This window comes from Pseudomonas batumici (assembly GCF_000820515.1).
Lineage (GTDB): Bacteria > Pseudomonadota > Gammaproteobacteria > Pseudomonadales > Pseudomonadaceae > Aquipseudomonas > Aquipseudomonas batumici.
Window position 1 is genome coordinate 72,621 of record NZ_JXDG01000058.1, and the last position, 24,364, is coordinate 96,984.

Genomic DNA, 24,364 nt, shown 5'->3' on the forward strand with positions numbered 1-24,364 from the left:
TAAACGATCGGCAGAGCGGTTATTCTGTTTATAACCAAATACTTACGCTACAAACTCACTCCCACTCAATCGTTGCCGGCGGCTTGCTCGACACGTCGTAGGTGACGCGGGAGATGCCGTCGATCTCGTTGATGATCCGGCCGCTGACGGTTTCCAGCAGCTCGTAAGGCAGGTGTGCCCAACGGGCGGTCATGAAGTCGATGGTTTCCACCGCACGCAGGGCCACGACCCAGGCGTAACGACGACCATCACCTACCACGCCCACCGATTTCACCGGCTGGAACACCACGAACGCCTGGCTGACCTTGTGGTACCAGTCGGCCTTGCGCAGTTCTTCGATGAAGATGTGGTCGGCGCGACGCAGCAGGTCGGCGTATTCCTTCTTCACTTCACCGAGGATCCGCACGCCCAGGCCCGGGCCCGGGAACGGGTGACGGTAGACCATGTCGTACGGCAGGCCGAGTTCCAGGCCGAGGCGACGGACCTCGTCCTTGAACAGCTCGCGCAGCGGTTCGACCAGCTTGAGGTTCATCTCTTCCGGCAGGCCACCGACGTTGTGGTGGGACTTGATCACGTGGGCCTTGCCGCTTTTCGCGCCGGCCGACTCGATCACGTCCGGGTAGATGGTGCCCTGGGCCAGGTACTTGATGTTGTCCAGCTTGCAGGACTCGGCATCGAACACGTCGATGAAGGTGCGGCCGATGATCTTGCGTTTCTTCTCCGGGTCCGACTCGCCGGCCAGGTTGTTCAGGAACTGCTCTTCGGCATTGGCGCGGATCACCTTGACGCCCATGTTCTCGGCGAACATGGCCATCACTTGCTCGCCTTCGTGCAGGCGCAGCAGGCCGTTGTCGACGAAGACACAGGTCAACTGGTCGCCGATGGCCTTGTGCAGCAGCGCCGCGACCACCGAGGAGTCGACGCCGCCGGACAGGCCCAGCAGGACGTTGTCGCTGCCGACCTGGGCACGGATCTGGGCAATGGCGTCTTCGGCGATGTGCGAAGGCGTCCACAGGGCTTCACAGCCGCAGATGTCGAGGATGAAACGCGAGAGGATGCGACCGCCCTGCTTGGTGTGGGTCACTTCCGGGTGGAACTGCACACCGTAGTAGCCGCGCGCATCGTCGACCATGCCGGCGATCGGGCAGCTCGGGGTGCTGGCCAGGATATGGAAGTTGTCCGGGATCCGGGTGACCTTGTCGCCGTGGCTCATCCAGACGTCGAGACCCAGGACGCCGTCGGCATCCACATGGTCTTCGATGCCGTCGAGCAGGCGGCTCTTGCCGACCACATCGACACGGGCGTAACCGAACTCACGCAGCTCGGAACCCTCGACCTTGCCGCCCAGTTGCTCGGCCATGGTCTGCATGCCGTAGCAGATGCCGAACACCGGCACACCCAGGTCCCAGACGGCTTGCGGGGCACGCGGGCTGTTGGCTTCGTGAACCGATTCCGGGCCGCCGGCGAGGATGATCCCGCGCGGTGCGAATTCGCGAATCGCTTCGTCGTCCATGTCGAACGGATGCAGTTCGCAGTACACGCCGATTTCACGCACGCGGCGGGCGATCAGCTGGGTGTACTGGGAACCGAAGTCGAGGATCAGGATGCGGTGGGCGTGAATGTCGAGGGCCATGAGTCATTCTCGTCAGTGAAATCAGAAACAACACGGGGCTGTCTTCAACAGCCCCGGTTCAAATTCGTCAATCGCCTCCCGACCTCGGCCAGGAGGCGATCACTATCAACCTACGCGATAGTTTGGAGCTTCCTTGGTGATCTGCACGTCGTGAACGTGAGATTCGGCCATGCCGGCACCGGTGATACGCACGAATTCAGGCTTGGTGCGCATTTCTTCGATGTTGGCGCTGCCGGTGTAGCCCATCGAGGAACGCAGGCCGCCCATCAGTTGATGAACGATGGCGGTCAGGGTGCCCTTGTACGGTACGCGACCTTCGATACCTTCCGGCACCAGCTTCTCGGCACCCGCGGAGGAGTCCTGGAAGTAGCGGTCGGAGGAACCTTGGGACTGCGACATCGCCCCCAGCGAACCCATGCCGCGGTAAGCCTTGTAGGAACGGCCCTGGAACAGTTCGATTTCGCCTGGAGCCTCTTCGGTACCGGCGAACATCGAGCCCATCATCACGCAGGAAGCACCGGCCACGATGGCCTTGGACAGGTCACCGGAGAAACGGATGCCGCCGTCGGCGATCAACGGCACGCCGGTGCCTTCAAGGGCGGCGGCGACGTTGGCGATGGCGCTGATCTGTGGCACGCCGACACCGGCAACGATACGGGTGGTGCAGATCGAGCCCGGGCCGATACCGACCTTGACCGCGTCCGCGCCCGCTTCGGCCAGGGCCTTGGCAGCAGCGCCGGTGGCGATGTTGCCGCCGATCACCTGCACTTCAGGGAAGTTCTGCTTGACCCAGCGAACGCGGTCGATCACGCCTTTGGAGTGACCGTGGGCGGTGTCCACCACCACCACGTCGACACCGGCGTTGACCAGTGCCGCGACGCGATCACCGGTATCTTTACCAGTGCCGACCGCGGCGCCGACACGCAGGCGACCCTGGTCGTCTTTGCTGGCCAGCGGGTAGGCCTTGGATTTTTCGATGTCCTTGACGGTCATCATGCCCTTGAGGGCGAACTTGTCGTCGACGATCAGCACTTTTTCCAGGCGGTGCTTGTGCAGCAACTCGCGGACTTCGTGCTTGTTGGCGCCTTCGCGGACCGTGACCAGGCGCTCTTTGGGCGTCATCACTTCGCGAACCGGGACATCCAGGCGGGTTTCGAAACGCACGTCACGGGAAGTGACGATGCCGACCAGGTCGCCGTCGTGCAGCACCGGCACACCGGAGATGTTGTGCATGCGGGTCAGATCGAGCAGGTCACGCACCGTGGCATCGGCCTCGATGGTGATCGGGTCCTTGACCACGCCGGCTTCGAACTTCTTGACCTTGCGCACTTCGGCAGCTTGCTGCTCGATGGTCATGTTCTTGTGGATAATGCCGATACCGCCTTCCTGGGCCATGGCAATGGCCAGACGGGCTTCGGTCACGGTATCCATGGCGGCGGAAACCAGCGGAATATTCAGCTCGATGCCACGGGTAAGGCGGGTCTTGAGACTGACTTCGTTAGGGAGAACCTCGGAATAACCGGGCACTAGGAGAATGTCGTCGAAGGTCAGGGCTTCTTGGCTGATACGCAGCATCGCGGGGGCTCCCGAGCGGGAAAATGGAAGCGCGCCATTATACTCAGATAGAGCCCTGGGCTCAATGTAAACCTTGGCTTATTTAAAGCTCCACCTTCACCCAGGCGACCGGCTGATCCAGCCAGTCGGCGAACTCGTCGAGAAAGCTCTGCTTGAAGCCGGCCTCGAGCCAGTTGTTGAAGATAAAACCCAGGTTGGAGAAGGCGCATTCCTGCAGGAACAGGAAGCCGTTGATATCGTCCTCATGACCACATAGCGGGCAGATGAAGTTCTCGGTGCGCCCGGGCATCCAATCTTCAAGACTGTCGAACAGCGCCTCGCCGACTTCCTGGCGACACTCGGCGCAACCCGCTTCCCCGAGAAAGCCCTTGGCCGGGGTATAGATGCAGCGCTTGGTGACGATCTCCAGACCGTTGATCGGCTCATGGAACGGCAGCGCTTCCGGACGCAGGACCACGCTGGCGGCGCCCGGGGCAATGGCATGGGCCATGCGGTTGCCGGTGCGACCGCAGGTGCTCAGCGGTTCCTCGATGATGTTCTTGCGCACCAGCCAGCGCACGATGGCCCGGGCCCGGGGTTCGTGGACCGGCAGGGTGGAAATCTTCGGGACGATGATGCTTTGGGAATTCATGGGTACGGCCTGGAGCAAATAGTGGTAGCGCTCTTTGTGGGCCGGCAGCTTAATCCCTGACGCCCTCAGGTCAAGTGCTCAAGTACCGCGTGATCAAGGCTATGCCGCTGGCCAGCACCAGCCAGGTCACCAGGCGGACGAACGCTTCACGCGACAACTTCGCCGTCAGCCGCCGCCCCACCCACAAACCCGACGCCATCGCCGGCAGTAAACACACCGCCAGCATCAATAAGGGTAGCTCGGCATAGACCCCGGCGATCACGAACAGCGAAAGACGCACCACCGTGCTGCAACTGATCAGCGCACTTTGCGTCGCCCGGGCCGCATCCTTGGGCAACCGGCTGTTGAGGTAGATCGCATATAAAAAGCCGCCGCTGCCAAACAGCGCGCCAAACATCCCGCCTACCGTGCCCATGGGCACCGACCACCCCGCCGCCAGCTGCGCCGGTCGCACCTTCACCAACAGGCTGTAGACCGCATAGGCACTGATGAACAAGCCCATCAGCAGCAACAGGATGTTGGCCTTGAGGTTCAACAGGAAGATCACCCCCAGGGTGCAGCCCACCGCCATGCAGGGCAGCAACCGCAGCAACTCGGGCCTGACGACGTCCTTGCGCGAAGGCAGCAGATTGCCAAAGGCCGCGACAAAATCCAGCAGCACCAGCAAGGGCACGATCTTCGACAGCGGCATGAACAGGATCAGGATCGGCCCCGCCACCAGCGCCGTGCCGAAACCCGCCACGCCGAACACGATATAGGCCAGGGCGACACCCAGCTCCACCACCAGCCAATCGGTGGCGCTGAAAGGCCACTGGTTCAATAGGGCAACAAGATTCATGACGCACACTTCCACAATGGGTTCGATTGACTTTAGCCAGCGCGGAGCCTTGCGACTAATATATTCAAAGCCCGCCACCCATCTCGAAAAGGCATGACTCGTGATTTCCACCCGCCAACTGCGCTACTTCGTCGAGATCGCCGAATCCGGCAGCTTCAGCGTCGCCGCCGAACGCCTGTTTATCGCCCAATCGGCCTTGAGCCGGCAAATCAAGGCGCTGGAAAATCATTTGCAGACCCCCTTGTTCGAACGCACGGCTCGCCAGCCGAGACTGACCGCGGCCGGCGAAGCTTTTTATCCCCGGGCCAGGAATCTGCTGAGCGAGCTGAACAAGGCCAGCGCGCTCGCGACCCAGGTGGGCAACGGGCAACTGGGGACCTTGCGTCTGAGCCATTCCAGCACGGTGCCGATGAGCGGTCGATTGCTGCGGGCGATCAGTCATTATCTGGAGCAGAGTCCCGGGGCGTCGATGGATATCGTCAAGCTGTCCTCCGAAGCCCAGCTCGAAGAACTCGCCGAGGGGCGGCTGGATATCGGCCTGTTGCGCCTGCCGGTGCTGCGCCAACGCGAGGGCGTGCAGATCCTGCCGCTGTTCAGCGAGCGCCTGCTGCTGGCGGTGCCGCCGAATCACCCGCTGGCGGGCTCGACCGAGGGCATCGACCTGGCAGGGCTGAAGGACGAAGCCTTTATTTCCATTCCGCATCCGCAGCGCGGCGGCTTGAGTTATCTCTCGGCCGAGCTGTGCATGCGCCAGGGCTTCTTTCCCCGGGCGGCGCGGGTGGTGTCGCGCAAGACTACCCAGTTGCAGTTGATCCAGGCCGGGTTCGGCATCGCGCTGCTGCCCGAATCGATGCGGGACATCGCCCCGACGAACATCCATTTCCTGCCGCTCAAGGACCCGGATTGCCAGAGCACCCTGGCCCTGGCCTGCCGCCAGGAGCCGACACCGCTGGTGGCACAGTTCGTCGAGCGGTTTCGCGAAGACCTGCAGCGCCCCTGAAAGCACCGCGAAACCTGTGGGAGCTGGCTTGCCAGCGATGAGGCCAGTAAGCCTTGCTGCGTCCATTCGGACGCCATCGCCGGCAAGCCGGCTCCCACACAGGGAAGTGTTCACAATCATGGAGATTGGCAAGCAAATGCCTTTATCATGCCGCCCCATGATTAAAGATCCCTTTTCACGCCTGGGCCTCGACCGCGAAGTCCTCACTGTCAGCCAGCTCAACGGCCGCGCGCGGGTGTTGCTCGAAGATGTGTTCAGCAATATCTGGGTCGAAGGCGAGATCTCCAACCTCGCCCGCCCGGCGTCCGGCCATATCTATTTCACCCTCAAGGACAGCGGCGCCCAGGTGCGCTGCGCCCTGTTCCGCCAGAACGCCGCCCGCGTGCGCCAGGCGCTGAAGGACGGCCTGGCGGTCAAGGTGCGCGGCAAGGTCTCCCTGTTCGAAGGCCGCGGCGACTATCAGCTGATCCTCGATACCGTGGAACCGGCCGGCGATGGCGCCCTGCGCCTGGCCTTCGAGGCCCTGAAGGAAAAACTCGGCGCCGAAGGCCTGTTCAGCGCCGAACGCAAGGTCCCGCTGCCCGCCCACCCGCAACGCATCGGCATTATCAGTTCGCCCACCGGCGCGGTGATCCGCGACATCATCAGCGTCTTCCGCCGCCGCGCACCGCAGGTGGAGCTGACGCTGATCCCCACTGCCGTCCAGGGCCGCGAAGCCATTGCACAGATCGTCCGGGCCCTGAAAATCGCCGATGCCAAGGGCTTCGACGCGCTGATCCTGGCCCGTGGCGGTGGTTCGCTGGAAGACCTCTGGTGCTTCAACGAAGAAGCCGTGGCCCGGGCGGTGGATGCCTGCGTCACACCGATCGTCAGTGCCGTCGGCCATGAAACCGATGTGTCCATCAGCGACTTTGTCGCCGACGTCCGCGCGCCGACTCCGTCCGCCGCCGCCGAACTGCTGGCCCCGGACTCCAGCGACCTGCAACGCCGGGTCGAGAGCCTGCACCGGCGCCTGGTGATGCGGATCCGCGACCGCCTGATGCGCGACCGCCTGCGCCTCGACGGCCTGGCCCGGCGCCTGCGCCACCCCGGCGAACGCCTGCGCCAGCAAGCCCAGCGCCTGGATGACCTGGACATGCGCATGCGCCGGGCCTTCGAGCGCCAGCTCAATAGCCGCCGGGAAAAACTGCTGCGCCTGGAAACCCGTCTCGCCGGGCAACATCCGGGGCGTCAACTGGCGCTGTTGCGCCAGCGCCTGGAGAGCCTGTCCGAACGCCTGCCCCGGGCCATGCGCGAGGGGCTGAAAGCCCGGCGCCTGCAGCTGCAAAGCCAGATGCAGACCTTGCATGTAGTCAGTCCCCTGGCCACCCTGGGTCGTGGCTACAGCATTCTGCTGGACGAGCGCGGCCAGGCCATTCGCAGCGCTGGGCAAACCCACACCGGCCAACGCCTGAAGGCGAAACTCGCCGAGGGCGAATTGCAGGTGCGGGTCGAGGACAATCACCTGACGCCTGTCACCCTGTCTCTACTGGACTGACTTTCAAGGGATCCGAGCATGCCCCGTTTTCTTGCTGCCCTGCTGTTGCTGGGCCTCACTTTCAACGCTCACGCCGACAGTTATCTCACCCGCCTGCTGAACAAGCCCGTGCCCGGCGGCGTGGCCGTGGTCGATCTCGGCCCGAACGCCCAGGCGCCCAAGGCCAGCTACCAGGGCAAGCCGGTGCTGGTGGTCAAGGAACAGAACAACTGGCTGGCGATTGTCGGCATTCCCCTGAGCGTGAAACCGGGCAGCCAGCAGATCAGCTCGGCGGGGCGCAACCTGAGTTTCAGCGTCGGCAGCAAGCAGTACCCGGAACAGCACATCACCTTGAAGAACACCCGGCAGGTCAACCCGAACCCGGCCGATCTCAAGCGCATCGATGACGAACTGGCGGTGCAGATTCGCGCCTATCGCAGCTTCAGCCCCGGCACGCCGAGCAACCTGCTGCTGGACAAGCCGGTCAACGGCCCGCTGTCGAGCCGCTTCGGCGTGCGCCGCTTCTTCAACGGCGAGGAACGCAACCCCCACGCCGGGTTGGACTTCGCGGTGCCGGCGGGGACCCCGATCAAGACCCCGGCGGCGGGCAAGGTGATTCTGATCGGCAATTACTTCTTCAATGGCAACACGGTGTTCGTCGACCACGGCCAGGGCTTCATCAGCATGTTCTGCCATATGTCGAAGATCGACGTTCAGATGGGCCAATCCCTGGCACGCGGTGCCGTGGTGGGCAAGGTCGGCTCCACGGGCCGCGCCACCGGGCCGCATATGCACTGGAACGTCAGCCTCAATGACGCACGGGTCGATCCGGCGATCTTTATCGGCGCATTCCAACCCTGATCCCCTGGGCACCACACTCCCCTGTAGGAGCGCCGGTCGACGCTCGATTGCCAGCGATGAGGCCCTCGAGCCTTGCGGCGACTGGCCGGCCGCCATCGCCAGCAAGCCGGCTCCTACAGTTTGGTGTTCCACCACAGAAATATCGGTATGCCCGGCTTCTGTAGGAGCTGGCTTGCCAGCGATGAGGCCCTTGAGTCTTGCAGCGACTATCCGGCCGCCATCGTCGGAACGCCGCCCGCAGCAAGCCGGCTCCCACAGTAACCGTGTTCAGTCTGGGCAATCGGTGTAGCAACTAATTACCCCGTCGGCAAAGATTGCGCAGGTCCAAAATAGTGCGCAATTGTTCTAGACTTTCAGCCAGTCCAGCAGAATAAAATCTCGGAAAAGTTTATTTTCCGAGTATTCCTCTCAATTTTTCCCACAGGCTTGCCATCTTTCACCCCAGTGGTTAGGGTTGAAGACATGAAAACCTCTCACACCCTCATTCAGCGACGTCAACATCGCAGCCTCTGCCTCGTCAGCGCACGACTGCCAGGCTGAATCGCACGACCTCGCCCCCGGTTTTCTCCCTGATAACGCTTCACCGGCTGGCCGCCTTTTTTCGGCCCTGAACCCAAGGAATTTCCCATGAGCATGCTCAAAGACCCGTCTTCGAAATACCGCGCGTTCCCGACCATCGATCTCCCCGATCGCACCTGGCCGTCGAAAGCCATCACCACCGCGCCGATCTGGTGCAGCTCCGACCTGCGCGACGGCAACCAGTCGCTGATCGAGCCGATGGACGCGGTGAAGAAACTGCGTTTCTGGAAAACCCTGGTCAGCGTCGGCGTGAAGGAAATCGAAGCCTCCTTCCCGGCCGCTTCGCAAACCGACTTCGACTTCGTGCGCACCCTGATCGAAGACAACCACATCCCCGAGGACACCACCATCCAGGTGCTGACCCAAGGCCGTGAAGACCTGATCGCCCGCACCTTCGAATCGCTGCGCGGGGCGAAGAAAGCCATCGTGCACCTGTACAACGCCACCTCGCCGTCCTTCCGCCGCATTGTCTTCAACCAGGACAAGGACGGGATCAAGGCCATCGCGGTCAACGCCGCCAAGCTGTTCGTCAAATATGCCGCCCAGCAGCCGGAAACCCAGTGGACGTTCGAGTACTCGCCAGAGACCTTCAGCGCCACCGAACTGGAGTTCGCCAAGGAAGTCTGCGACGCGGTGATCGACGTCTGGAACCCGACGCCCGAGCACAAGGTGATCCTCAACCTGCCGGCGACGGTCGAGTGCGCTACACCGAACGTCTACGCCGACCAGATCGAGTGGTTCGGTCGCCATATCAACCGTCGTGACAGCGTGATCATCAGCCTGCACACCCACAACGACCGTGGTACCGGCGTTGCCGCCACCGAACTGGGCCTGATGGCCGGCGCCGACCGTGTCGAAGGCTGCCTGTTCGGCAACGGCGAGCGTACCGGCAACGTCGACCTGGTCACCGTGGCCCTGAACATGTACACCCAGGGTCTGGACCCCGAGCTGGACTTCTCCGACATCGACGGCGTGCGCAAGGTGGTCGAGGAGTGCAACCAGATCCAGGTGCACCCACGCCACCCGTATGTCGGCGACCTGGTGCATACCGCGTTCTCCGGCTCCCACCAGGATGCGATCCGCAAGGGTTTCGCCCAGCAGAAAGACGACGCCCTGTGGGAAGTGCCGTACCTGCCGATCGACCCGGCCGATATCGGTCGCAGCTACGAGGCGGTGATCCGCGTCAACAGCCAGTCGGGCAAAGGCGGCATCGCCTACCTGCTGGAGCAGGAATACGGCATCAGCCTGCCGCGTCGCATGCAGATCGAATTCAGCCAGGTGGTGCAGCGTGAAACCGACCGCCTGGGCCTGGAAATGACCGCGCAACAGATCCATGCCCTGCTGCACAGCGAATACCTGCAGGCCAACACCCCGTATGCGCTGGTCAGCCATCGCCTGCAAGAAGAAAACGGCCACAGCGCCGTGGAAGTGGAAGTGGCGAGCAAGGGCCAGGGCGAGACCAACCTGCACTGGCGCGGCAAGGGCAACGGCGCCCTGGAAGCACTGGTGGCCGGTCTGCCGCTGCCGGTGGAGATCATGGACTACAACGAACACGCCATCGGTGCCGGGACCAACGCCAAGGCGGCGGCCTATATCGAGCTGCGGGTCAACGGCGAACGTGCGGTGCACGGCGTGGGGATCGATGAGAACATCACCACCGCCAGCTTCAAGGCCCTGTTCAGTGCGCTGAACCGCTCGCTGAGCCAGGTGGATACCACCCAGGCGGCGTAAGCGTCGGTTGAAATGAAAAGGCCCCGGTGGTGTGAACCCCGGGGCCTTTTTTTGCGTCTTTGAGTACGCCATCGCCGGCAAGCCGGCTCCTACAAGTGTCCGCGTAGATCACATGCCTTGAGTACGACGCGAACCCTGTGGGAGCCGGCTTGCCGGCGATGAACGATAACGCGGTGTCACTGATGCAGCTCGAAGCCGTCCGCATCCAGGTGCGCCGGGAACCGCGTCCGATAGGCCGCCAGCTCTGCTGCGCTCAAGATGACCTGGAACACGCCATCGGCCTCCCCTGCTCCCAACAACGACTCGCCCTGAAAATCCAGCACCTGGCTGTCGCCGGTATAGGCGAAACCCTTGCCATCGGTACCGACCCGATTCACCGCCGCCACATAGCACAGGTTTTCAATGGCCCGTGCCGGTAACAGCCGATTCCAGTGCAACCGCCGCGCGCCCGGCCAGTTGGCGGTGTACAGCAGCAGGTCGGTGTCCTGGGCATCGCGGCTCCACACCGGGAAACGCAGGTCGTAGCAGATCAATGGCCGTACCCGCCAGCCCTTGAGCTCGAACCGCATCTGGCGTTCGCCCGCGGTGTAATGGTGATGCTCGCCCGCCATGCGGAACAGGTGGCGCTTGTCGTAGTGCAGCACCTCGCCATCCGGCCGCGCCCACAACAGGCGGTTGCGATAGCTGCCATCGGCGGCGCGGATAATCACGCTACCTGTGATCACCGCATCGAGTTTTTTCGCCTGCTCGCGCAGCCAGCGGCTGGTGGGACCGTTTTCAGCTTCGGCGAGGGTCTGCGACTCCATGGAGAATCCGGTGGTGAACATCTCCGGCAGGATCACCAGGTCAGCCCCCACGGCCTGCTCCAGCAGCCCTTCGAAATGCTCCAGGTTGGACTGGCGGTCATGCCAGGCCAGGGTGGTCTGCACCAACGCGACCTTCAGGTCCGGCAGGGTACTCAAATCACGCATAGTTTTTCCGCAGCTGTACGCAGCGTCTCCTCGCGCTTGGCAAAACACAGGCGCACCAGGCGCTGCCCCTTGGGTGGATTCTGGTAGAACACCGACACCGGAATGCTCGCCACGCCATGTTCGCGGGTCATCCACACCGCCATGTCGACGTCGTTCAGGTCCGGACGGATCTGCGAGTAGTCCACCAACTGGAAGTAGGTCCCCGCCGCCCGGGTGAAGCTGAAACGCGACTCGCCGAGCAGGTCGCAGAACAGGTCGCGCTTCTCCTGATAGAACGCCGGCAGTTCCTCGACATGCTCGGGGCGCATGGCCATGAAATCGGCCAACGCATACTGCAACGGCGTCACGCCGCAGAAGCTGACGTACTGGTGGACCTTGCGCAGTTCGGCGGTGAGGGCCGGCGGCGCCACCACATAGCCGGTTTTCCAGCCGGTGACGTGGTAGGTCTTGCCGAACGAGCTGATCACAAAGGCACGCTGATACAGCGCCTCGTGGGCCAGTACGCTGGCATGGGGCACGCCGTCAAACACCAGGTGCTCGTAGACTTCGTCGCTGACCAGGTAGAGATCACGGTCGGCGATCAGTGTCGCCAACTGGTCCAGCTCGGCATGGGTGATCAACGCGCCGCTGGGGTTGTGCGGGCTGTTGAGGATGATCATGCGGGTGCGCGGACTCAGCGCATCGGTGAGCTTCTGCCAGTCGATGGAAAAGTCATCCAGCCCGAGCTGCACATGCACGCAACGCCCACCGGCCAATTCCACCGCCGGTTCGTAGCTGTCATAGCAGGGGTCGAAGACAATCACCTCGTCGCCAGGGTGGATCACCGCCTGAATCGCACAGAAGATCGCCTGGGTCGCGCCGGGGGTGATGGTGATCTCGGCATCGGCGTTCACATGCACGCCGTAGCTGCGGGAGATTTTCGTCGCCACCTGCTGGCGCAGGGCCGGCAACCCGGTCATGGGAGCATACTGGTTGTGGCCGTTGTTGACGTGCCGGCCAACGGCATCGCGCAGGGCCTGTGGCCCCTCGAAATCCGGGAACCCCTGGGACAGGTTCAGCGCGCCGGTTTCCACCGCGAGCGCAGACATGCGGGTAAAGATGGTGGTGCCGACATTCGGCAACTTGCTGGTGATCATGGGGTCGTTTTCCCTACTGAACACCCGGCTCTAGGGGCACGGGGGCTTCGAGGATAACGTAAACGGCAGGCATGAAAAAGGGCGCCGCAGCGCCCGTTTCCATGACCTGAATCAGCGTTTCTTGTCGCGACGCTTTTTGTCGGCCTTCTTGTGGTGCGACATCATCCGGCGCTTCTTGTTGACCTGGCGGTCGGTCAGCGCGGTCTTGTTGCCTTCGTACGGGTTCTCGCCGCCCTTGAACTCGATGCGGATCGGCGTACCCACCAGTTTCAGCACGCGGCGGTAGGTGTTTTCCAGGTAGCGGACGTACGACTTCGGCACCTTCTCCACCTGGTTGCCGTGGATCACGATCAGCGGCGGGTTGGCCCCGCCCAGGTGCGCATAACGCAGCTTGATCCGACGGCTGTTGACCATCGGTGGCGCGTGCTCGCTCACCGCATCTTCGAGGATCTGGGTCAGGCGACTGGTCGGCCAGCGGGTCACCGCCGACTTGAAGGAGTTCTGCACCGACTGGTACAGGTTGCCCACGCCCGTGCCGTGCAAGGCCGAGATGAAGTGGATGTCGGCGAAGTCGACGAAGAACAACCGGCGCTCCAGCTCGACCTTGACGAAATCACGCTCGCCCGGGGTCATGCCGTCCCATTTGTTCAGCGCGATCACCAGTGCGCGCCCGGACTCCAGGGCAAACCCGAGCAGGTTGAGGTCGTGGTCGACCACCCCTTCGCGGGCGTCCATGACGAAGATCACCACGTTGGCGTCCTTGATCGCCTGCAGGGTTTTCACCACGGAGAACTTTTCGACTTCCTCGTGGATCTTGCCGCGCTTGCGCACACCGGCGGTGTCGATCAGCGTGTACTTTTCCTCGTTGCGCTCGAACGGGATATAGATACTGTCGCGGGTGGTGCCGGGCTGGTCATAGACGATCACCCGGTCTTCACCAAGCATGCGGTTGACCAGGGTCGACTTGCCGACGTTCGGACGACCGATGATGGCGATCTTGATGCCATCCTTCTCGCTCGGTCCGGGAATGCGCTTGGCTTCTTCACCTTCGGCGACGTCTTCGGCTTCACCCTCTTCCGGTGCTTCCTCGTCGTCCTTCGGGAAGTCGCTCAGGGCGATTTCCAGCATCTGGGTGATACCGCGACCGTGGGCGCCGGCGATCGGGATCGCGTCGCCCAGGCCCATCGGGCTGAATTCGGCGCGAGCCATGTCCGGGTCGATGTTGTCGACCTTGTTGGCAACCACGTAGGAGCGCTTGTTACGTTTGCGCAGGTGCTCGCCGATCATCTGGTCAGCGGCAGTGAAACCGGCCTTGGCATCCACCAGGAACAGCACGACATCGGCTTCTTCAATGGCCAGCAGCGACTGCTCGGCCATCTTTTCGTCCATGCCATGCTCGTCGCCGGAAATACCACCGGTGTCGATCAGGATATAGGTGCGCCCTTGCCACTTTGCCTCACCGTATTGGCGATCACGGGTCAGACCGGACAAGTCGCCGACAATGGCGTCACGGGTCCTGGTCAGGCGGTTGAACAAGGTGGATTTACCGACGTTCGGTCGGCCCACCAGGGCGATTACGGGAACCATGCGGCTCTCCACTTCGTTATTTCGGAAAATACAAAAGCCGCTGCAAGGCAGCGGCTGGTGCTCGGGGCAGCACCGGGAGGTGCCGCAAACCTTGCCGGAGCAAGGCCGCTTGGGGGTACCCCCAAGCATAGTCAAACCTTTACTTGATGGTCAGGGCTTCCAGTTTGCCGCTGTTGCCATACACGTAAATCATGTCACCCACCACCAGCGGACGGGCACGCAGGCCGTCGCTGTCGATGCGCTCGCGACCGACGAAGCGACCGTCCACCTGGCTCAGCAGGTGCAGGTAGCCTTCGAAGTCGCCCACTGCGACGTAGCTGGAGAACACTTCCGGTGCCGTCAACTGGCGGCGAGCCAAGCTGTCGTTGCTCCAGAGCGCCGTGGTCGAACGTTCGTCGACGCCTTCAACGGTGCCGGACGCCAAGGCGACATAGACACTGCCGAAACCCTGGGCAACACCCGAGTAACTGGAAGCATCACGCTGCCAGAGCACCCGACCGCTTTCCAGCTCCAGTGCCGCCATGCGGCCCTGGTAGCTGGCGACATACAGGTTACCGCCGGACAACAGCAGGCCGCCGTCGATGTCGACCACCCGCTCCAACTCCGAACGCCCTTGCGGAATAGCCACGCGGGTTTCCCACGCAGGCACGCCATTGTGGGTGTCCAGGGCGACCACTTTACCAGTGGACAGACCCGCCACCGCGAGGCGGTTGGTCACCAACGGCGCACCGGTGCCGCGCAACGTCAGGACCGCCGGGGTGCTGTCATACAACCAGCGCTGGTGACCGGTGTCGGCATCCAGGCCAATCACACGGTCGTCCTGGGTCTGCACGACCACCACGTCACCGTTGGTGGCCGGCGGCGCCAGCACTTCGCTGGTCACCTGGGCACGCCATTTCTGTTCGCCGCTGCTGGCATCCAGGGCAATCACTTCGCCCTTGAGGGTGCCCATCAGCACCAGGCCGTAGCCGACGCCGATCGCACCGGAAACCGGCAGCTCGAGGTCCTTCTTCCACTTCACGTCGCCATTCATGCGGTCCATGGCGATCACGATGCCGGTGTCATCGGCCGCGTAGATGGTATCGCCGTCAATCGCCGGCACCAGCAGGTTGTAGATCTTGCCCTGGCCGTCGCCGATGGAACGGCTCCACTCCTTCTTCAGAACCACTTCCTCCTTGAAGGAAGTCAGCTCCGCCGGTGGCAGTTCTTTCTTGCTGTTGCTGCTGCAACCCGCGGCCAGAATGGCCAGAGCCAGCAATGCTGCATGTTTCCAACGGATCACGTCACGCATCCCCTTTGGCCAGGTCGTCCAGCTTGATTTGTAAGCCACCGACCGCCGCTTCATCAGACAGCGCCGCCTTGGCCTTTTGGTACGCGGCATGGGCTTCATCGGTCCGACCCAGTTGAACCAGCAGGTCCCCCTTGAGCTCTTCGCGACTGGCCAGGAACGCCTTGTCAGCATCGCCGTCGAGCAGTTTCAGTGCCTCGTCGACCTTGTTCTGTGCCGCCAGTACCTGGGCCAGGCGCTGACGCGCGACTTCACCCAGGGTGGCGTTGGCCGGTTTGTCGGTAACGGCTTTCAGCTCACGGGCGGCGTCGTCCAGCTTGCCGGTATCGACGGCGACTTTCGCCACGAACAGGCTGCCGTACTGTGCATAGGCACTCCCGGCAAAGTCGGTATTGAGCTTGCTGGCCAGGTCGGCCACGCGCGCAGGGTCAGGCTTGCCGTCCGGCGTCAGCGAGGCTTCCAGCAGTTGCTGATAGAGCATCGAGGCGCCTTGCGCCTGGTTGCTCTGGTACTTGTGCCAGGCCTGCCAGCCGAACACCACGACCAGGGCCAGCAAGCCGCCGGTGACCAGGGGTTTGCCGTTACGCTGCCACCATTCCTTCAACTCCGCCAAGTGATCTTCTTCGCTACTCGACACCCCAATACTCCTTATTCTCTAAATCGGCTGTTTTACAGCTTCAACCCTGCACGACGCAGGTGGCCAAGTGCTCGGAAAGAGCCTCCCAGGCAATGCTTTGTTGCTCGCCCTGGCCACGCAGGGGTTTGAAACCTACCACTTGCTGGGCCAATTCGTCGTCACCGAGAATCAAGGCGTACAGCGCACCACTCTTGTCAGCTTTCTTGAACTGGCTCTTGAAGCTGCCGGCACCGGCGTTGACCTGCAGGCGCAGGTTCGGCAACTGGTCGCGGACCTTCTCGCTCAGGGCCAGGGCCGCGAGCTCCGCGGCCTCGCCGAATGCGCACAGGTAGACATCGACCTGACGGGAAATTTCTTCCGGCACCTGCTCCAGGGTTTCCAGCAGCAGGATCAGCCGCTCGATGCCCATGGCAAAGCCCACGCCCGGGGTCGGCTTGCCGCCCATCTGCTCCACCAGGCCGTCGTAGCGACCACCGGCACAGACCGTGCCCTGGGCGCCCAACTGGTCGGTGACCCATTCGAAAACGGTCTTGCTGTAGTAATCCAGCCCGCGCACCAGCTTGGGATTGATCACGTACGGGATACCGGCGGCATCGAGACGGGCCTTGAGGCCGTCGAAGTGCACGCGCGACTCTTCGTCGAGGTAGTCGGCGAGTTTCGGCGCATCCACCAGCACGGCCTGGGTCTCAGGGTTCTTGGTGTCGAGCACGCGCAGCGGGTTGGTCTTCAGGCGGCGCTGGCTGTCTTCGTCCAGGTGCTCGAGACGCGCGCTGAGGTATTCCACCAGGGCCTCGCGATAACGCCCACGGGCCTCGCTGGTGCCCAGGCTGTTGAGTTCGAGCTTGACCGCGTTGCGGATGCCCAGCAGGCCCCACAGGCGCCAGGTCAGCACGATCAGCTCGGCATCGATGTCGGGACCGTCGATATTGAAGACTTCGCAACCGATCTGGTGGAACTGACGATAACGGCCTTTCTGCGGACGCTCGTGACGGAACATCGGGCCGACGTACCAGAGCTTCTGCGGCTGGCCGGCACCGGTGATGCCGTGCTCCAGCACAGCGCGTACGCAGGCCGCGGTGCCTTCCGGACGCAGGGTCAGCGAATCGCCGTTGCGGTCCTCGAAGGTGTACATCTCTTTTTCGACGATGTCGGTCACTTCACCGATGGAGCGCTTGAACAGCTCGGTGAATTCGACGATCGGCATGCGGATCTGCTTGTAACCGTAGTTATCCAGCAGGCGCGCGACGGTGTCCTCGAAATAGCGCCACAGGGGCGTCTGCTCGGGCAGGATGTCGTTCATGCCCCGAATGGCTTGCAAAGACTTGCTCACAAAATATCCTTAAATTCTTTGATCAGCCGCGGGCGATCAACGCCGCGTCGGCTTCGACCTTTTCGGCCGCCTTCTGCCGGATCAGCTTTTCCAGCTCATCCACCAGGTTGTCATTCGTCAGTTTCTGCGACGGCTTGCCGTCGATGTAGATCAGGTTCGGCGTGCCACCGGTCAGGCCGACATGGGCTTCCTTGGCCTCGCCCGGACCGTTGACCACACAACCGATCACCGCCACATCCAGCGGCACCAGCAGATCTTCCAGGCGCCCTTCCAGCTCGTTCATGGTCTTGACCACATCGAAGTTCTGCCGCGAGCAGCTCGGGCAGGCGATGAAGTTGATGCCACGGGAACGCAGGTGCAGGGACTTGAGGATGTCGTAGCCGACTTTCACTTCCTCGACCGGGTCGGCCGCCAACGAGATGCGAATAGTATCGCCAATCCCTTCGGCCAGCAGCATACCGAGGCCGACGGCGGATTTCACCGTGCCTGAACGCAAACCACCGGCTTCGGTGATCCCCAGGTGCAGCGGCTGGACGATTTCCTTGGCCAGCAGGCGGTAGGCTTCTACCGCCATGAACACGTCGGAGGCCTTTACGCTGACCTTGAAGTCCTTGAAGTTCAGGCGCTCCAGGTGTTCGACATGGCGCAGGGCCGACTCGACCAGCGCCGCCGGCGTGGGCTCGCCGTACTTTTTCTGCAGGTCTTTTTCCAGGGAGCCGGCGTTGACGCCGATGCGGATCGGAATACCGCGATCACGGGCGGCATCGACCACCGCGCGCACACGATCTTCGCGACCGATGTTGCCCGGGTTGATACGCAGGCAGTCGACACCCAGCTCGGCCACGCGCAGGGCGATCCGGTAGTCGAAGTGAATATCGGCGACCAGCGGCACCTTGACCAACTGCTTGATGCGACCGAAGGCCTCGGCGGCGTCCATGTCCGGTACGGAAACCCGGACGATATCGACGCCCGCGGCTTCCAGGCGATTGATCTGCGCCACGGTGGCCGCGACGTCGTTGGTGTCGCTGTTGGTCATGCTCTGCACCGAGATCGGTGCATCGCCGCCTACGGGTACCGAACCGACCCAGATTTTACGGGATTCGCGACGCTTGATAGGGGATTGGCCGTGCATGACTTATTGACCTAGCTTCAGGCGAGCGGTCTCGCCACTGGTGAACGGTGCGATATCGACCGGCTGACCGTTGTATGTGATCTGCGCACCACGGGCATAGCCCAGGCGCACGGCAAAAGGTGGCTTGCCGCTGAGGTCGAGGCTCTCGCCCTTGCGCTTGAGGCCGCTGAGCAGCACCTTGCCATTACCGTCGGTCACCTGGGTCCAGCAATCGGCGGTGAAGTTCAGGTGCACCTGGCCGGCACCGGCAACCGGCTCGGCGGCAGCCGGCGCAGCGTTGACCGGGGCGCTCGGCGCGACCGGAGCAATCGGGGCCGGCGCAGGCGTCGGGGCCACGACCTGGGTCTGGGCCGCATGGGGCACCGCTACGACAGCCGGCGTTGCCGGAGCGCTGGCCGCCGGCGCTGGGGCCGCCGGCTGAGCTTCGCTGGCGCCTTCAGTCGCCGCCGGCTCCGGCGCCGCCTGGTTCTCGGTCACGGCCTGGTCTTCCGGCTCGTCGATCGGATGAATCTGCGTGGTGCCGTCGGCGCTTTCGACTTCGACGTGCTCCATGCTGATGGCGGCCTGGTCCTTGGTACGCAGGCTGGCCTGGTCCTGCCACCAGATGAAACCGCCGCCGATCACGGCGATCAGCAGCAACAGGCTGACAATGCGCAGGAGCGTATGGGAAAACCGCACCGGCTCTTCGATACGCCCCAGTGCCTGGACACTGCTGCCCTGGGAGTCGGTACCGGTGCACTGGTCGAACTGCTGAACCAGGACGGCCTGGTCCATGCCCAGCAACTTGGCGTAGGCGCGGATATAACCCCGGGCAAAGGTATGCCCCGGCAGCTTGTCGAAGGCACCGGCTTCCAGGTTACTCAGGGACGACGCCGTGAGGTTGAGCTTCAGGGCCACCTCGGCCAGCGTCCAACCGTTGCTTTCGCGGGCCTGACGCAGGGTCTCACCGGGGTTGACGCGAGTCGCTGCTACAAATTCGGGTTGCGCCGCTTTCATCTTTGCTCCGACAGGTATTGCTGATATTCCGGCGTACCGGGATAGAGTCGTTTTAATTGCAGGCCGTAGCTGGCGGCCTTGTCACGGTCTTCGTAGATTTTCGCCAGGCGGATACCGAGCAATAGGCTACGCGCATTCTGCTCGCTCAGCAGGCTGAAGCGGTCGTAATAATCGCGTGCGGGCACATAATGCCTGTCTTCGTAAGACAACTCAGCCATTTCCAGCAAAGCACGTGGCTGTTGACGATTCAGGCGCAGGGATTTGTCGAAATGCTGCAGGGCCAGATCCCGCTGGCCAAGGGCCAGGGCGGTCAGGCCGAGGTTTTCGAAGACCCGGGAGCGTTCGGTATAGAGGCTGTCGGCGGCGGCCTGTTCGAAACGCTCGTAGGCGTCCTTGTAGCGCTTGATCTCGAACAGGAAGCTGCCGTAGTTGTTGAGAATCCGTGCATCGCCAGGCCGCGTCGCCAGGGCCTTCTGGAAGTGCTCCTCGGCCAGTTTCGGCTCACCCTCGGCCTGGAACACCAGCGCCAGGGCGGCATTGGCATCGGCATCGGAGCCGTTCATTTCCAGGGCTTTCCTGAGCGGGACCTTGGCCTGCTCGGTCTGGCCTTGCTGCAGGTAGCCGATGCCCAGTTGCACATAAGCCGCGCGCGCTTCATCGCGCCCCTTGCTGGTACTCAACGGGTCGACATTACCCGATGAAACGCAGCCGGCCAGCAGGCCGACGAATACAACAAGGAGCGCAGCGCGCAAGGTCATGGAGGTCCTCTCTCAGTTTCGGTTCGCGGCGCTTTGCCCACTGTCGGCATCGGCGCTCAGCTCACGTACGGCGATGTAGCGTTCGCTGCGCCGGGTGCGATCCAGCACCTGCCCCACCAGTTGACCACAGGCCGCGTCGATGTCTTCACCGCGGGTGGTGCGTACCGTGACGTTGTAGCCGGCCTGATGCAACAGATCCTGGAAACGCCGGATCGCATTGTTGCTCGGCCGCTCGTAGCCCGAATGCGGGAACGGGTTGAACGGAATCAGGTTGATCTTGCAGGGCGTGTCCTTGAGCAGCTCGATCATCTCGACGGCATGCTCGACCTGGTCGTTGACATCCTTGAGCAGGGTGTACTCGATGGTCAGGACACGTTTCTCGCCGAGGGTCGCCATGTAGCGACGGCACGACTCGAGCAACATCTTAAGCGGATACTTCTTGTTGATCGGCACCAATTGGTTACGCAATGCGTCATTGGGTGCGTGCAGCGACAACGCCAGGGAGACGTCGATGTGCTCGGCGAGCACATCGATCATCGGTACCACGCCGGAGGTCGACAGGGTCACGCGGCGCTTGGAGATGCCGTAGCCCAGGTCGTCCATCATCAGGTGCATGGCCGCGATGACGTTGTCGAAGTTCAGCAGCGGCTCACCCATGCCCATCATCACCACGTTGGTGATGGCACGGTCGACGGTCGCCGGGACGCTGCCAAAGGATTTGTTGGCAATCCACACCTGGCCGATCACTTCGGCGGCGGTGAGGTTGCTGTTGAAGCCTTGCTTGCCGGTGGAGCAGAAACTGCAGTCCAGGGCACAGCCCGCCTGGGACGAAACGCACAAGGTGCCGCGCTTGCCCTGGGGAATGTAGACGGTCTCGACGCAGCTGCCGGACGCCACGCGCACCACCCACTTGCGGGTGCCGTCGCTGGAAATGTCCTCGCTGACCACTTCGGGACCACGCACTTCAGCAACCGCCTTGAGCTTTTCGCGCAAGGCCTTGCTGACGTTCGTCATGGCGTCGAAATCATCGACGCCAAAGTGGTGAATCCATTTCATGACCTGACCGGCACGGAAACGTTTCTCCCCGATTGAGTCGAAGAATTTTTCCATTTCCGGTTGAGTCAGACCCAACAGGTTTGTCTTGCCGATCGATACAGTCATGGATTCACCCTCACTCCCAAGCCCGTGCTTAGCGAGTGGTTACTTCGGTAGCTGCGAAGAAGTACGAGATTTCGCGAGCAGCAGCGGCTTCGGAGTCCGAACCGTGTACGGCGTTGGCGTCGATGGAATCAGCGAAGTCAGCGCGGATGGTGCCAGGAGCGGCTTCTTTAGGGTTGGTAGCGCCCATCAGCTCACGGTTCAGAGCGATAGCGTTTTCGCCTTCCAGAACCTGAACGACAACCGGACCGGAGATCATGAAGGCAACCAGGTCGCCGAAGAAACCACGAGCGCTGTGCTCAGCGTAGAAGCCTTCAGCTTCGGCTTTGGACAGTTGCTTGAGTTTCGAAGCTACAACGCGCAGGCCGGCTTTTTCGAAACGGGTGGTGATCTCGCCGATCACGTTTTTTGCAACGGCGTCAGGCTTGATGATGGAGAAAGTACGTTGAACAGCCATGGTGTAACTCCAAAGACAGTGATTTGCCAAAAATTAAACCCGCGAATTATACGCGGGTTCCAGGGTATTGCCTAACCTGCCGCGCGGCTCAGTCGGCTTCTTCAATCCACGCGGCCTGGATGGCCTCGAGAACCTTTTCGCCGCCACGCTCAGGATCGTCGCCGAACTCCGGCAAAGCTACGACCCAATTGTGCAGATCGACGAAGTTTACGTAACGCGGGTCCACGTCGGGCTTGCTTTCAGCCAGCTCGATCGCAATATCAAGCACATCAACCCATTTCAGGCTCATGTCAGCTCCCAGAATCAGTGCGGCGCTTCGGCGGCGTGGTTGAGCGAGTATTTCGGAATTTCGACGGTGAGGTCTTCAGTCCCGACTTTTGCCTGGCAGCCCAGGCGCGACTGGGCTTCCAGCCCCCAGGCCTTGTCAAGGAAGTCCTCTTCCAGCTCGTCGGCCTCTTCCAGCGAGTCGAAGCCTTCGCGAATCAGGCAGTGACAGGTGGTGCAGGCACAAACGCCACCACAGGCACTTTCCATCTCGATATGGTGCTGATGAGCCAGTTCGAGGATCGAAACCCCCGTCTCAGCCTCCACGACCATGCCCTCCGGGCAGAACCTTTCGTGTGGCAGAAAAATCACCTGCGGCATCGTTATTCCTCAATCTCGTTCAGGTTGCGCCCCGCCAGCGCGGCTTTCACCGTCGAATCCAGGCGGCGGGCAGCAAAGGCATCGGTCACTTGCGACAGACGCTTGGTCTGCTGCTCGATGGCATGGCCATCGGTACCTTTCATCAGTTCGGTCAGTTCCTGCACCTGCATTTCGATGACCATGCGCTCATCGGCATCGAGCAGGCGGTCGCCGTCAGCCGCCACGGCAGCCTGCACCGCCTCGATCAGGCGCTGGGCATCGACCTGCTGTTCACGCAGCACGCGGGCAACCTTGTCGTCGCCGGCGTGCTGGAACGAATCCTTGAGCATCCTGGCTATTTCGCCGTCGGTCAGACCGTAGGACGGCTTGACCTGGATGCTCGACTCGACCCCCGACACCAGTTCGCGGGCCGTGACATTGAGCAGGCCATCGGCATCGACCTGGAAGGTCACGCGAATCTTCGCCGCACCCGCCACCATGGCCGGGATACCGCGCAGCTCGAAGCGCGCCAGGGAGCGGCAGTCGCTGATCAGCTCACGCTCGCCTTGCAGGACGTGAATCATCATGGCCGACTGGCCGTCTTTATAGGTGGTGAAGTCCTGGGCGCGGGCGACGGGAATGGTGGTGTTGCGCGGAATCACCTTCTCCATCAGGCCGCCCATGGTTTCCAGGCCCAGGGACAACGGGATCACGTCCAGCAGCAGCAACTCGCTGCCATCGCGCTTGTTGCCGGCCAGGGTATCGGCCTGGATCGCGGCACCGATGGCCACCACCTGATCCGGGTCGATCTCGGTCAACGGCTGGCGACCGAACATCTCGGCGACCGCCTCACGGACGCGCGGCACACGGGTCGAACCGCCAACCATGACCACGGCGCTGACTTCGTCGAGCTCCACGTTCGAGTCACGCACGGCGCGACGGCAAGCCTTGAGGCTGCGCGCAACCATCGGCTCGATCAGCCCGTCGAAGGCCTCACGACTCAAGGCGGCACGCCAATCGCCATACACCACCTCGACCGAAGCCGTATCGGTCAGGGCTTCCTTGGCGGCGCAGGCAATCTGCAGCAGATGGCGCTGCGCCCCCGGATCGAGATCGGCGGACAAACCGGCCTGCTCGATGATCCAGCCGGCAATCGCGTGATCGAAGTCATCGCCGCCCAGGGCACTGTCGCCACCGGTGGCCAGCACTTCGAAAACACCGCCGGTCAGGCGCAGAATCGAAATATCGAAGGTACCGCCACCCAGGTCATAGATGGCGACCACGCCTTCGGCATTCTGGTCCAGACCATAGGCCACCGCCGCCGCCGTCGGCTCATTGAGCAGTCGCAGCACATTGAGCCCGGCCAGCCTGGCCGCATCCTTGGTCGCCTGGCGCTGGGCCTCGTCGAAATAGGCCGGTACGGTGATCACCGCCCCCACCAGTTCGCCGCCCAGGGTCGACTCGGCGCGCTGACGCAGCACCTTGAGGATGTCCGCGGAGACTTCCACCGGGCTTTTCGGGCCCTGCACGGTCTCGATGAACGGCATGTGCGATTCACCGCCGACAAAGCGGTAAGGCAGCTGCTCGCCCAGTTGCTTGACGTCCTCCAGGCCGCGGCCCATCAGGCGCTTCACCGACAAGACGGTATTGAGCGGATCACTGGCGGCGGCCCGCTTGGCCGACTGGCCGACTTCAACGCGGTCGGCGTGATAGCGCACCGCGGACGGCAGGATCACCTGCCCGTCGGCATCGGGCAACGGTTCGGAAAGACCACTGCGCAACGCAGCGACCAGCGAATTGGTAGTGCCCAAGTCGATCCCCACAGCCAGGCGACGCTGGTGCGGTTGAGGACTCTGGCCGGGTTCGGCGATCTGCAGTAGGGCCATCGTTATCTGGACTTATCTGAATATCAGGCGTGCGACCGAG

Annotated in this window: 22 protein-coding genes; 4 read left to right on the forward strand and 18 right to left on the reverse strand. The window is 62.6% G+C overall.

Annotated elements, in window-relative coordinates; all coding sequences use genetic code 11:
* Positions 1-55: 55 nt before the first annotated feature.
* From guaA to UCMB321_RS22010, 4 genes are all read right to left on the reverse strand, one after another.
* Positions 56-1,633 carry a glutamine-hydrolyzing GMP synthase gene (gene guaA, locus UCMB321_RS21995; RefSeq protein ID WP_040070595.1) on the reverse strand — a complete coding sequence of 526 codons (1,578 nt, stop codon included), beginning with the start codon at positions 1,631-1,633 and terminating at the stop codon, positions 56-58.
* A 105-nt stretch (positions 1,634-1,738) separates the two neighbouring features.
* A complete protein-coding gene (guaB, locus tag UCMB321_RS22000; protein ID WP_040070596.1) occupies positions 1,739-3,208 on the reverse strand; it encodes an IMP dehydrogenase in 1,470 nt (489 codons plus the stop codon).
* Positions 3,209-3,290: 82 nt separating this feature from the next.
* Complete coding sequence (locus UCMB321_RS22005; protein WP_040070598.1) at positions 3,291-3,839, reverse strand: hypothetical protein; 549 nt, start codon at positions 3,837-3,839, stop codon at positions 3,291-3,293.
* A 70-nt stretch (positions 3,840-3,909) separates the two neighbouring features.
* Positions 3,910-4,677, reverse strand: a complete 768-nt coding sequence (locus UCMB321_RS22010; RefSeq protein WP_040070599.1) for a sulfite exporter TauE/SafE family protein — start codon at positions 4,675-4,677, stop codon at positions 3,910-3,912.
* 100 nt (positions 4,678-4,777) lie between these two features.
* On the opposite strand from UCMB321_RS22010, the gene UCMB321_RS22015 reads away from it, so the two are divergent.
* The 4 genes from UCMB321_RS22015 to leuA all read left to right on the forward strand — a co-directional run bounded on the left by UCMB321_RS22015 (position 4,778) and on the right by leuA (position 10,364).
* A complete protein-coding gene (locus UCMB321_RS22015) occupies positions 4,778-5,677 on the forward strand; it encodes a LysR family transcriptional regulator (RefSeq protein ID WP_040070600.1) in 900 nt (299 codons plus the stop codon).
* Between the two features lie 157 nt (positions 5,678-5,834).
* Positions 5,835-7,214: an exodeoxyribonuclease VII large subunit gene (gene xseA / locus UCMB321_RS22020; RefSeq protein ID WP_040070601.1), complete on the forward strand. Its 1,380-nt coding sequence runs from the start codon at positions 5,835-5,837 to the stop codon at positions 7,212-7,214.
* 18 nt (positions 7,215-7,232) lie between these two features.
* Entirely contained in the window at positions 7,233-8,054 is an 822-nt protein-coding gene (locus UCMB321_RS22025; protein ID WP_040070602.1) for a peptidoglycan DD-metalloendopeptidase family protein, read from the forward strand.
* Positions 8,055-8,681: 627 nt separating this feature from the next.
* Positions 8,682-10,364, forward strand: coding sequence for a 2-isopropylmalate synthase (gene leuA, locus UCMB321_RS22030; protein WP_040070603.1), 1,683 nt, complete (start codon positions 8,682-8,684; stop codon positions 10,362-10,364).
* 176 nt (positions 10,365-10,540) lie between these two features.
* On the opposite strand, the gene UCMB321_RS22035 is transcribed toward leuA, so the two are convergent.
* From UCMB321_RS22035 to hscA, 14 genes are all read right to left on the reverse strand, one after another.
* On the reverse strand, positions 10,541-11,335 hold the full coding sequence (locus UCMB321_RS22035) for an amidohydrolase (RefSeq protein ID WP_040070605.1): 795 nt from the start codon (positions 11,333-11,335) through the stop codon (positions 10,541-10,543).
* Positions 11,323-12,471, reverse strand: a complete 1,149-nt coding sequence (locus UCMB321_RS22040) for a pyridoxal phosphate-dependent aminotransferase (protein WP_040070606.1) — start codon at positions 12,469-12,471, stop codon at positions 11,323-11,325. The genes UCMB321_RS22035 and UCMB321_RS22040 overlap by 13 nt, the downstream gene beginning before the upstream one ends.
* Before the next feature lie 111 nt (positions 12,472-12,582).
* A complete protein-coding gene (der, locus tag UCMB321_RS22045) occupies positions 12,583-14,058 on the reverse strand; it encodes a ribosome biogenesis GTPase Der (RefSeq protein ID WP_040070607.1) in 1,476 nt (491 codons plus the stop codon).
* A 139-nt stretch (positions 14,059-14,197) separates the two neighbouring features.
* Entirely contained in the window at positions 14,198-15,349 is a 1,152-nt protein-coding gene (gene bamB / locus UCMB321_RS22050) for an outer membrane protein assembly factor BamB (protein WP_040070608.1), read from the reverse strand.
* Entirely contained in the window at positions 15,342-15,983 is a 642-nt protein-coding gene (locus tag UCMB321_RS22055; RefSeq protein ID WP_040070610.1) for a tetratricopeptide repeat protein, read from the reverse strand. The genes bamB and UCMB321_RS22055 overlap by 8 nt, the downstream gene beginning before the upstream one ends.
* A gap of 40 nt (positions 15,984-16,023) precedes the next feature.
* Complete coding sequence (gene hisS, locus UCMB321_RS22060; RefSeq protein ID WP_040070611.1) at positions 16,024-17,313, reverse strand: histidine--tRNA ligase; 1,290 nt, start codon at positions 17,311-17,313, stop codon at positions 16,024-16,026.
* A 22-nt stretch (positions 17,314-17,335) separates the two neighbouring features.
* A complete protein-coding gene (ispG, locus tag UCMB321_RS22065; protein WP_040070612.1) occupies positions 17,336-18,445 on the reverse strand; it encodes a flavodoxin-dependent (E)-4-hydroxy-3-methylbut-2-enyl-diphosphate synthase in 1,110 nt (369 codons plus the stop codon).
* A 3-nt stretch (positions 18,446-18,448) separates the two neighbouring features.
* The gene (locus tag UCMB321_RS22070) at positions 18,449-19,441 is read right to left on the reverse strand and encodes a RodZ domain-containing protein (RefSeq protein ID WP_040070614.1); all 993 of its coding nucleotides are present in this window, start codon (positions 19,439-19,441) and stop codon (positions 18,449-18,451) included.
* The gene (gene pilW / locus UCMB321_RS22075; RefSeq protein ID WP_040070616.1) at positions 19,438-20,199 is read right to left on the reverse strand and encodes a type IV pilus biogenesis/stability protein PilW; all 762 of its coding nucleotides are present in this window, start codon (positions 20,197-20,199) and stop codon (positions 19,438-19,440) included. Before pilW ends, UCMB321_RS22070 begins: the two co-directional genes overlap by 4 nt.
* A gap of 12 nt (positions 20,200-20,211) precedes the next feature.
* Positions 20,212-21,360, reverse strand: a complete 1,149-nt coding sequence (gene rlmN / locus UCMB321_RS22080; RefSeq protein WP_040070617.1) for a dual-specificity RNA methyltransferase RlmN — start codon at positions 21,358-21,360, stop codon at positions 20,212-20,214.
* A 28-nt stretch (positions 21,361-21,388) separates the two neighbouring features.
* The gene (gene ndk, locus UCMB321_RS22085; RefSeq protein ID WP_040070619.1) at positions 21,389-21,814 is read right to left on the reverse strand and encodes a nucleoside-diphosphate kinase; all 426 of its coding nucleotides are present in this window, start codon (positions 21,812-21,814) and stop codon (positions 21,389-21,391) included.
* An 88-nt stretch (positions 21,815-21,902) separates the two neighbouring features.
* Positions 21,903-22,103: a Fe-S cluster assembly protein IscX gene (iscX, locus tag UCMB321_RS22090; protein ID WP_040070621.1), complete on the reverse strand. Its 201-nt coding sequence runs from the start codon at positions 22,101-22,103 to the stop codon at positions 21,903-21,905.
* A 14-nt stretch (positions 22,104-22,117) separates the two neighbouring features.
* The gene (fdx, locus tag UCMB321_RS22095; protein WP_040070622.1) at positions 22,118-22,459 is read right to left on the reverse strand and encodes an ISC system 2Fe-2S type ferredoxin; all 342 of its coding nucleotides are present in this window, start codon (positions 22,457-22,459) and stop codon (positions 22,118-22,120) included.
* 2 nt (positions 22,460-22,461) lie between these two features.
* A complete protein-coding gene (hscA, locus tag UCMB321_RS22100) occupies positions 22,462-24,324 on the reverse strand; it encodes a Fe-S protein assembly chaperone HscA (protein ID WP_040070623.1) in 1,863 nt (620 codons plus the stop codon).
* Positions 24,325-24,364 lie beyond the last annotated feature (40 nt).

Excerpts from the sequence above, each read along its gene's own strand:
- leuA (WP_040070603.1), top strand. The coding sequence starts at position 8,682 with ATGAGCATGCTCAAAGACCCGTCTTCGAAATACCGCGCGTTCCCGACC.
- hscA (WP_040070623.1), bottom strand. The coding sequence starts at position 24,324 with ATGGCCCTACTGCAGATCGCCGAACCCGGCCAGAGTCCTCAACCGCAC.
- fdx (WP_040070622.1), bottom strand. The coding sequence starts at position 22,459 with ATGCCGCAGGTGATTTTTCTGCCACACGAAAGGTTCTGCCCGGAGGGC.
- xseA (WP_040070601.1), top strand. The coding sequence starts at position 5,835 with ATGATTAAAGATCCCTTTTCACGCCTGGGCCTCGACCGCGAAGTCCTC.
- ispG (WP_040070612.1), bottom strand. The coding sequence starts at position 18,445 with ATGCACGGCCAATCCCCTATCAAGCGTCGCGAATCCCGTAAAATCTGG.
- bamB (WP_040070608.1), bottom strand. The coding sequence starts at position 15,349 with ATGCGTGACGTGATCCGTTGGAAACATGCAGCATTGCTGGCTCTGGCC.
- UCMB321_RS22040 (WP_040070606.1), bottom strand. The coding sequence starts at position 12,471 with ATGATCACCAGCAAGTTGCCGAATGTCGGCACCACCATCTTTACCCGC.
- iscX (WP_040070621.1), bottom strand. The coding sequence starts at position 22,103 with ATGAGCCTGAAATGGGTTGATGTGCTTGATATTGCGATCGAGCTGGCT.
- der (WP_040070607.1), bottom strand. The coding sequence starts at position 14,058 with ATGGTTCCCGTAATCGCCCTGGTGGGCCGACCGAACGTCGGTAAATCC.
- UCMB321_RS22005 (WP_040070598.1), bottom strand. The coding sequence starts at position 3,839 with ATGAATTCCCAAAGCATCATCGTCCCGAAGATTTCCACCCTGCCGGTC.
- UCMB321_RS22010 (WP_040070599.1), bottom strand. The coding sequence starts at position 4,677 with ATGAATCTTGTTGCCCTATTGAACCAGTGGCCTTTCAGCGCCACCGAT.
- ndk (WP_040070619.1), bottom strand. The coding sequence starts at position 21,814 with ATGGCTGTTCAACGTACTTTCTCCATCATCAAGCCTGACGCCGTTGCA.
- guaA (WP_040070595.1), bottom strand. The coding sequence starts at position 1,633 with ATGGCCCTCGACATTCACGCCCACCGCATCCTGATCCTCGACTTCGGT.
- pilW (WP_040070616.1), bottom strand. The coding sequence starts at position 20,199 with ATGACCTTGCGCGCTGCGCTCCTTGTTGTATTCGTCGGCCTGCTGGCC.
- UCMB321_RS22025 (WP_040070602.1), top strand. The coding sequence starts at position 7,233 with ATGCCCCGTTTTCTTGCTGCCCTGCTGTTGCTGGGCCTCACTTTCAAC.
- rlmN (WP_040070617.1), bottom strand. The coding sequence starts at position 21,360 with ATGACTGTATCGATCGGCAAGACAAACCTGTTGGGTCTGACTCAACCG.
- UCMB321_RS22035 (WP_040070605.1), bottom strand. The coding sequence starts at position 11,335 with ATGCGTGATTTGAGTACCCTGCCGGACCTGAAGGTCGCGTTGGTGCAG.
- guaB (WP_040070596.1), bottom strand. The coding sequence starts at position 3,208 with ATGCTGCGTATCAGCCAAGAAGCCCTGACCTTCGACGACATTCTCCTA.
- UCMB321_RS22070 (WP_040070614.1), bottom strand. The coding sequence starts at position 19,441 with ATGAAAGCGGCGCAACCCGAATTTGTAGCAGCGACTCGCGTCAACCCC.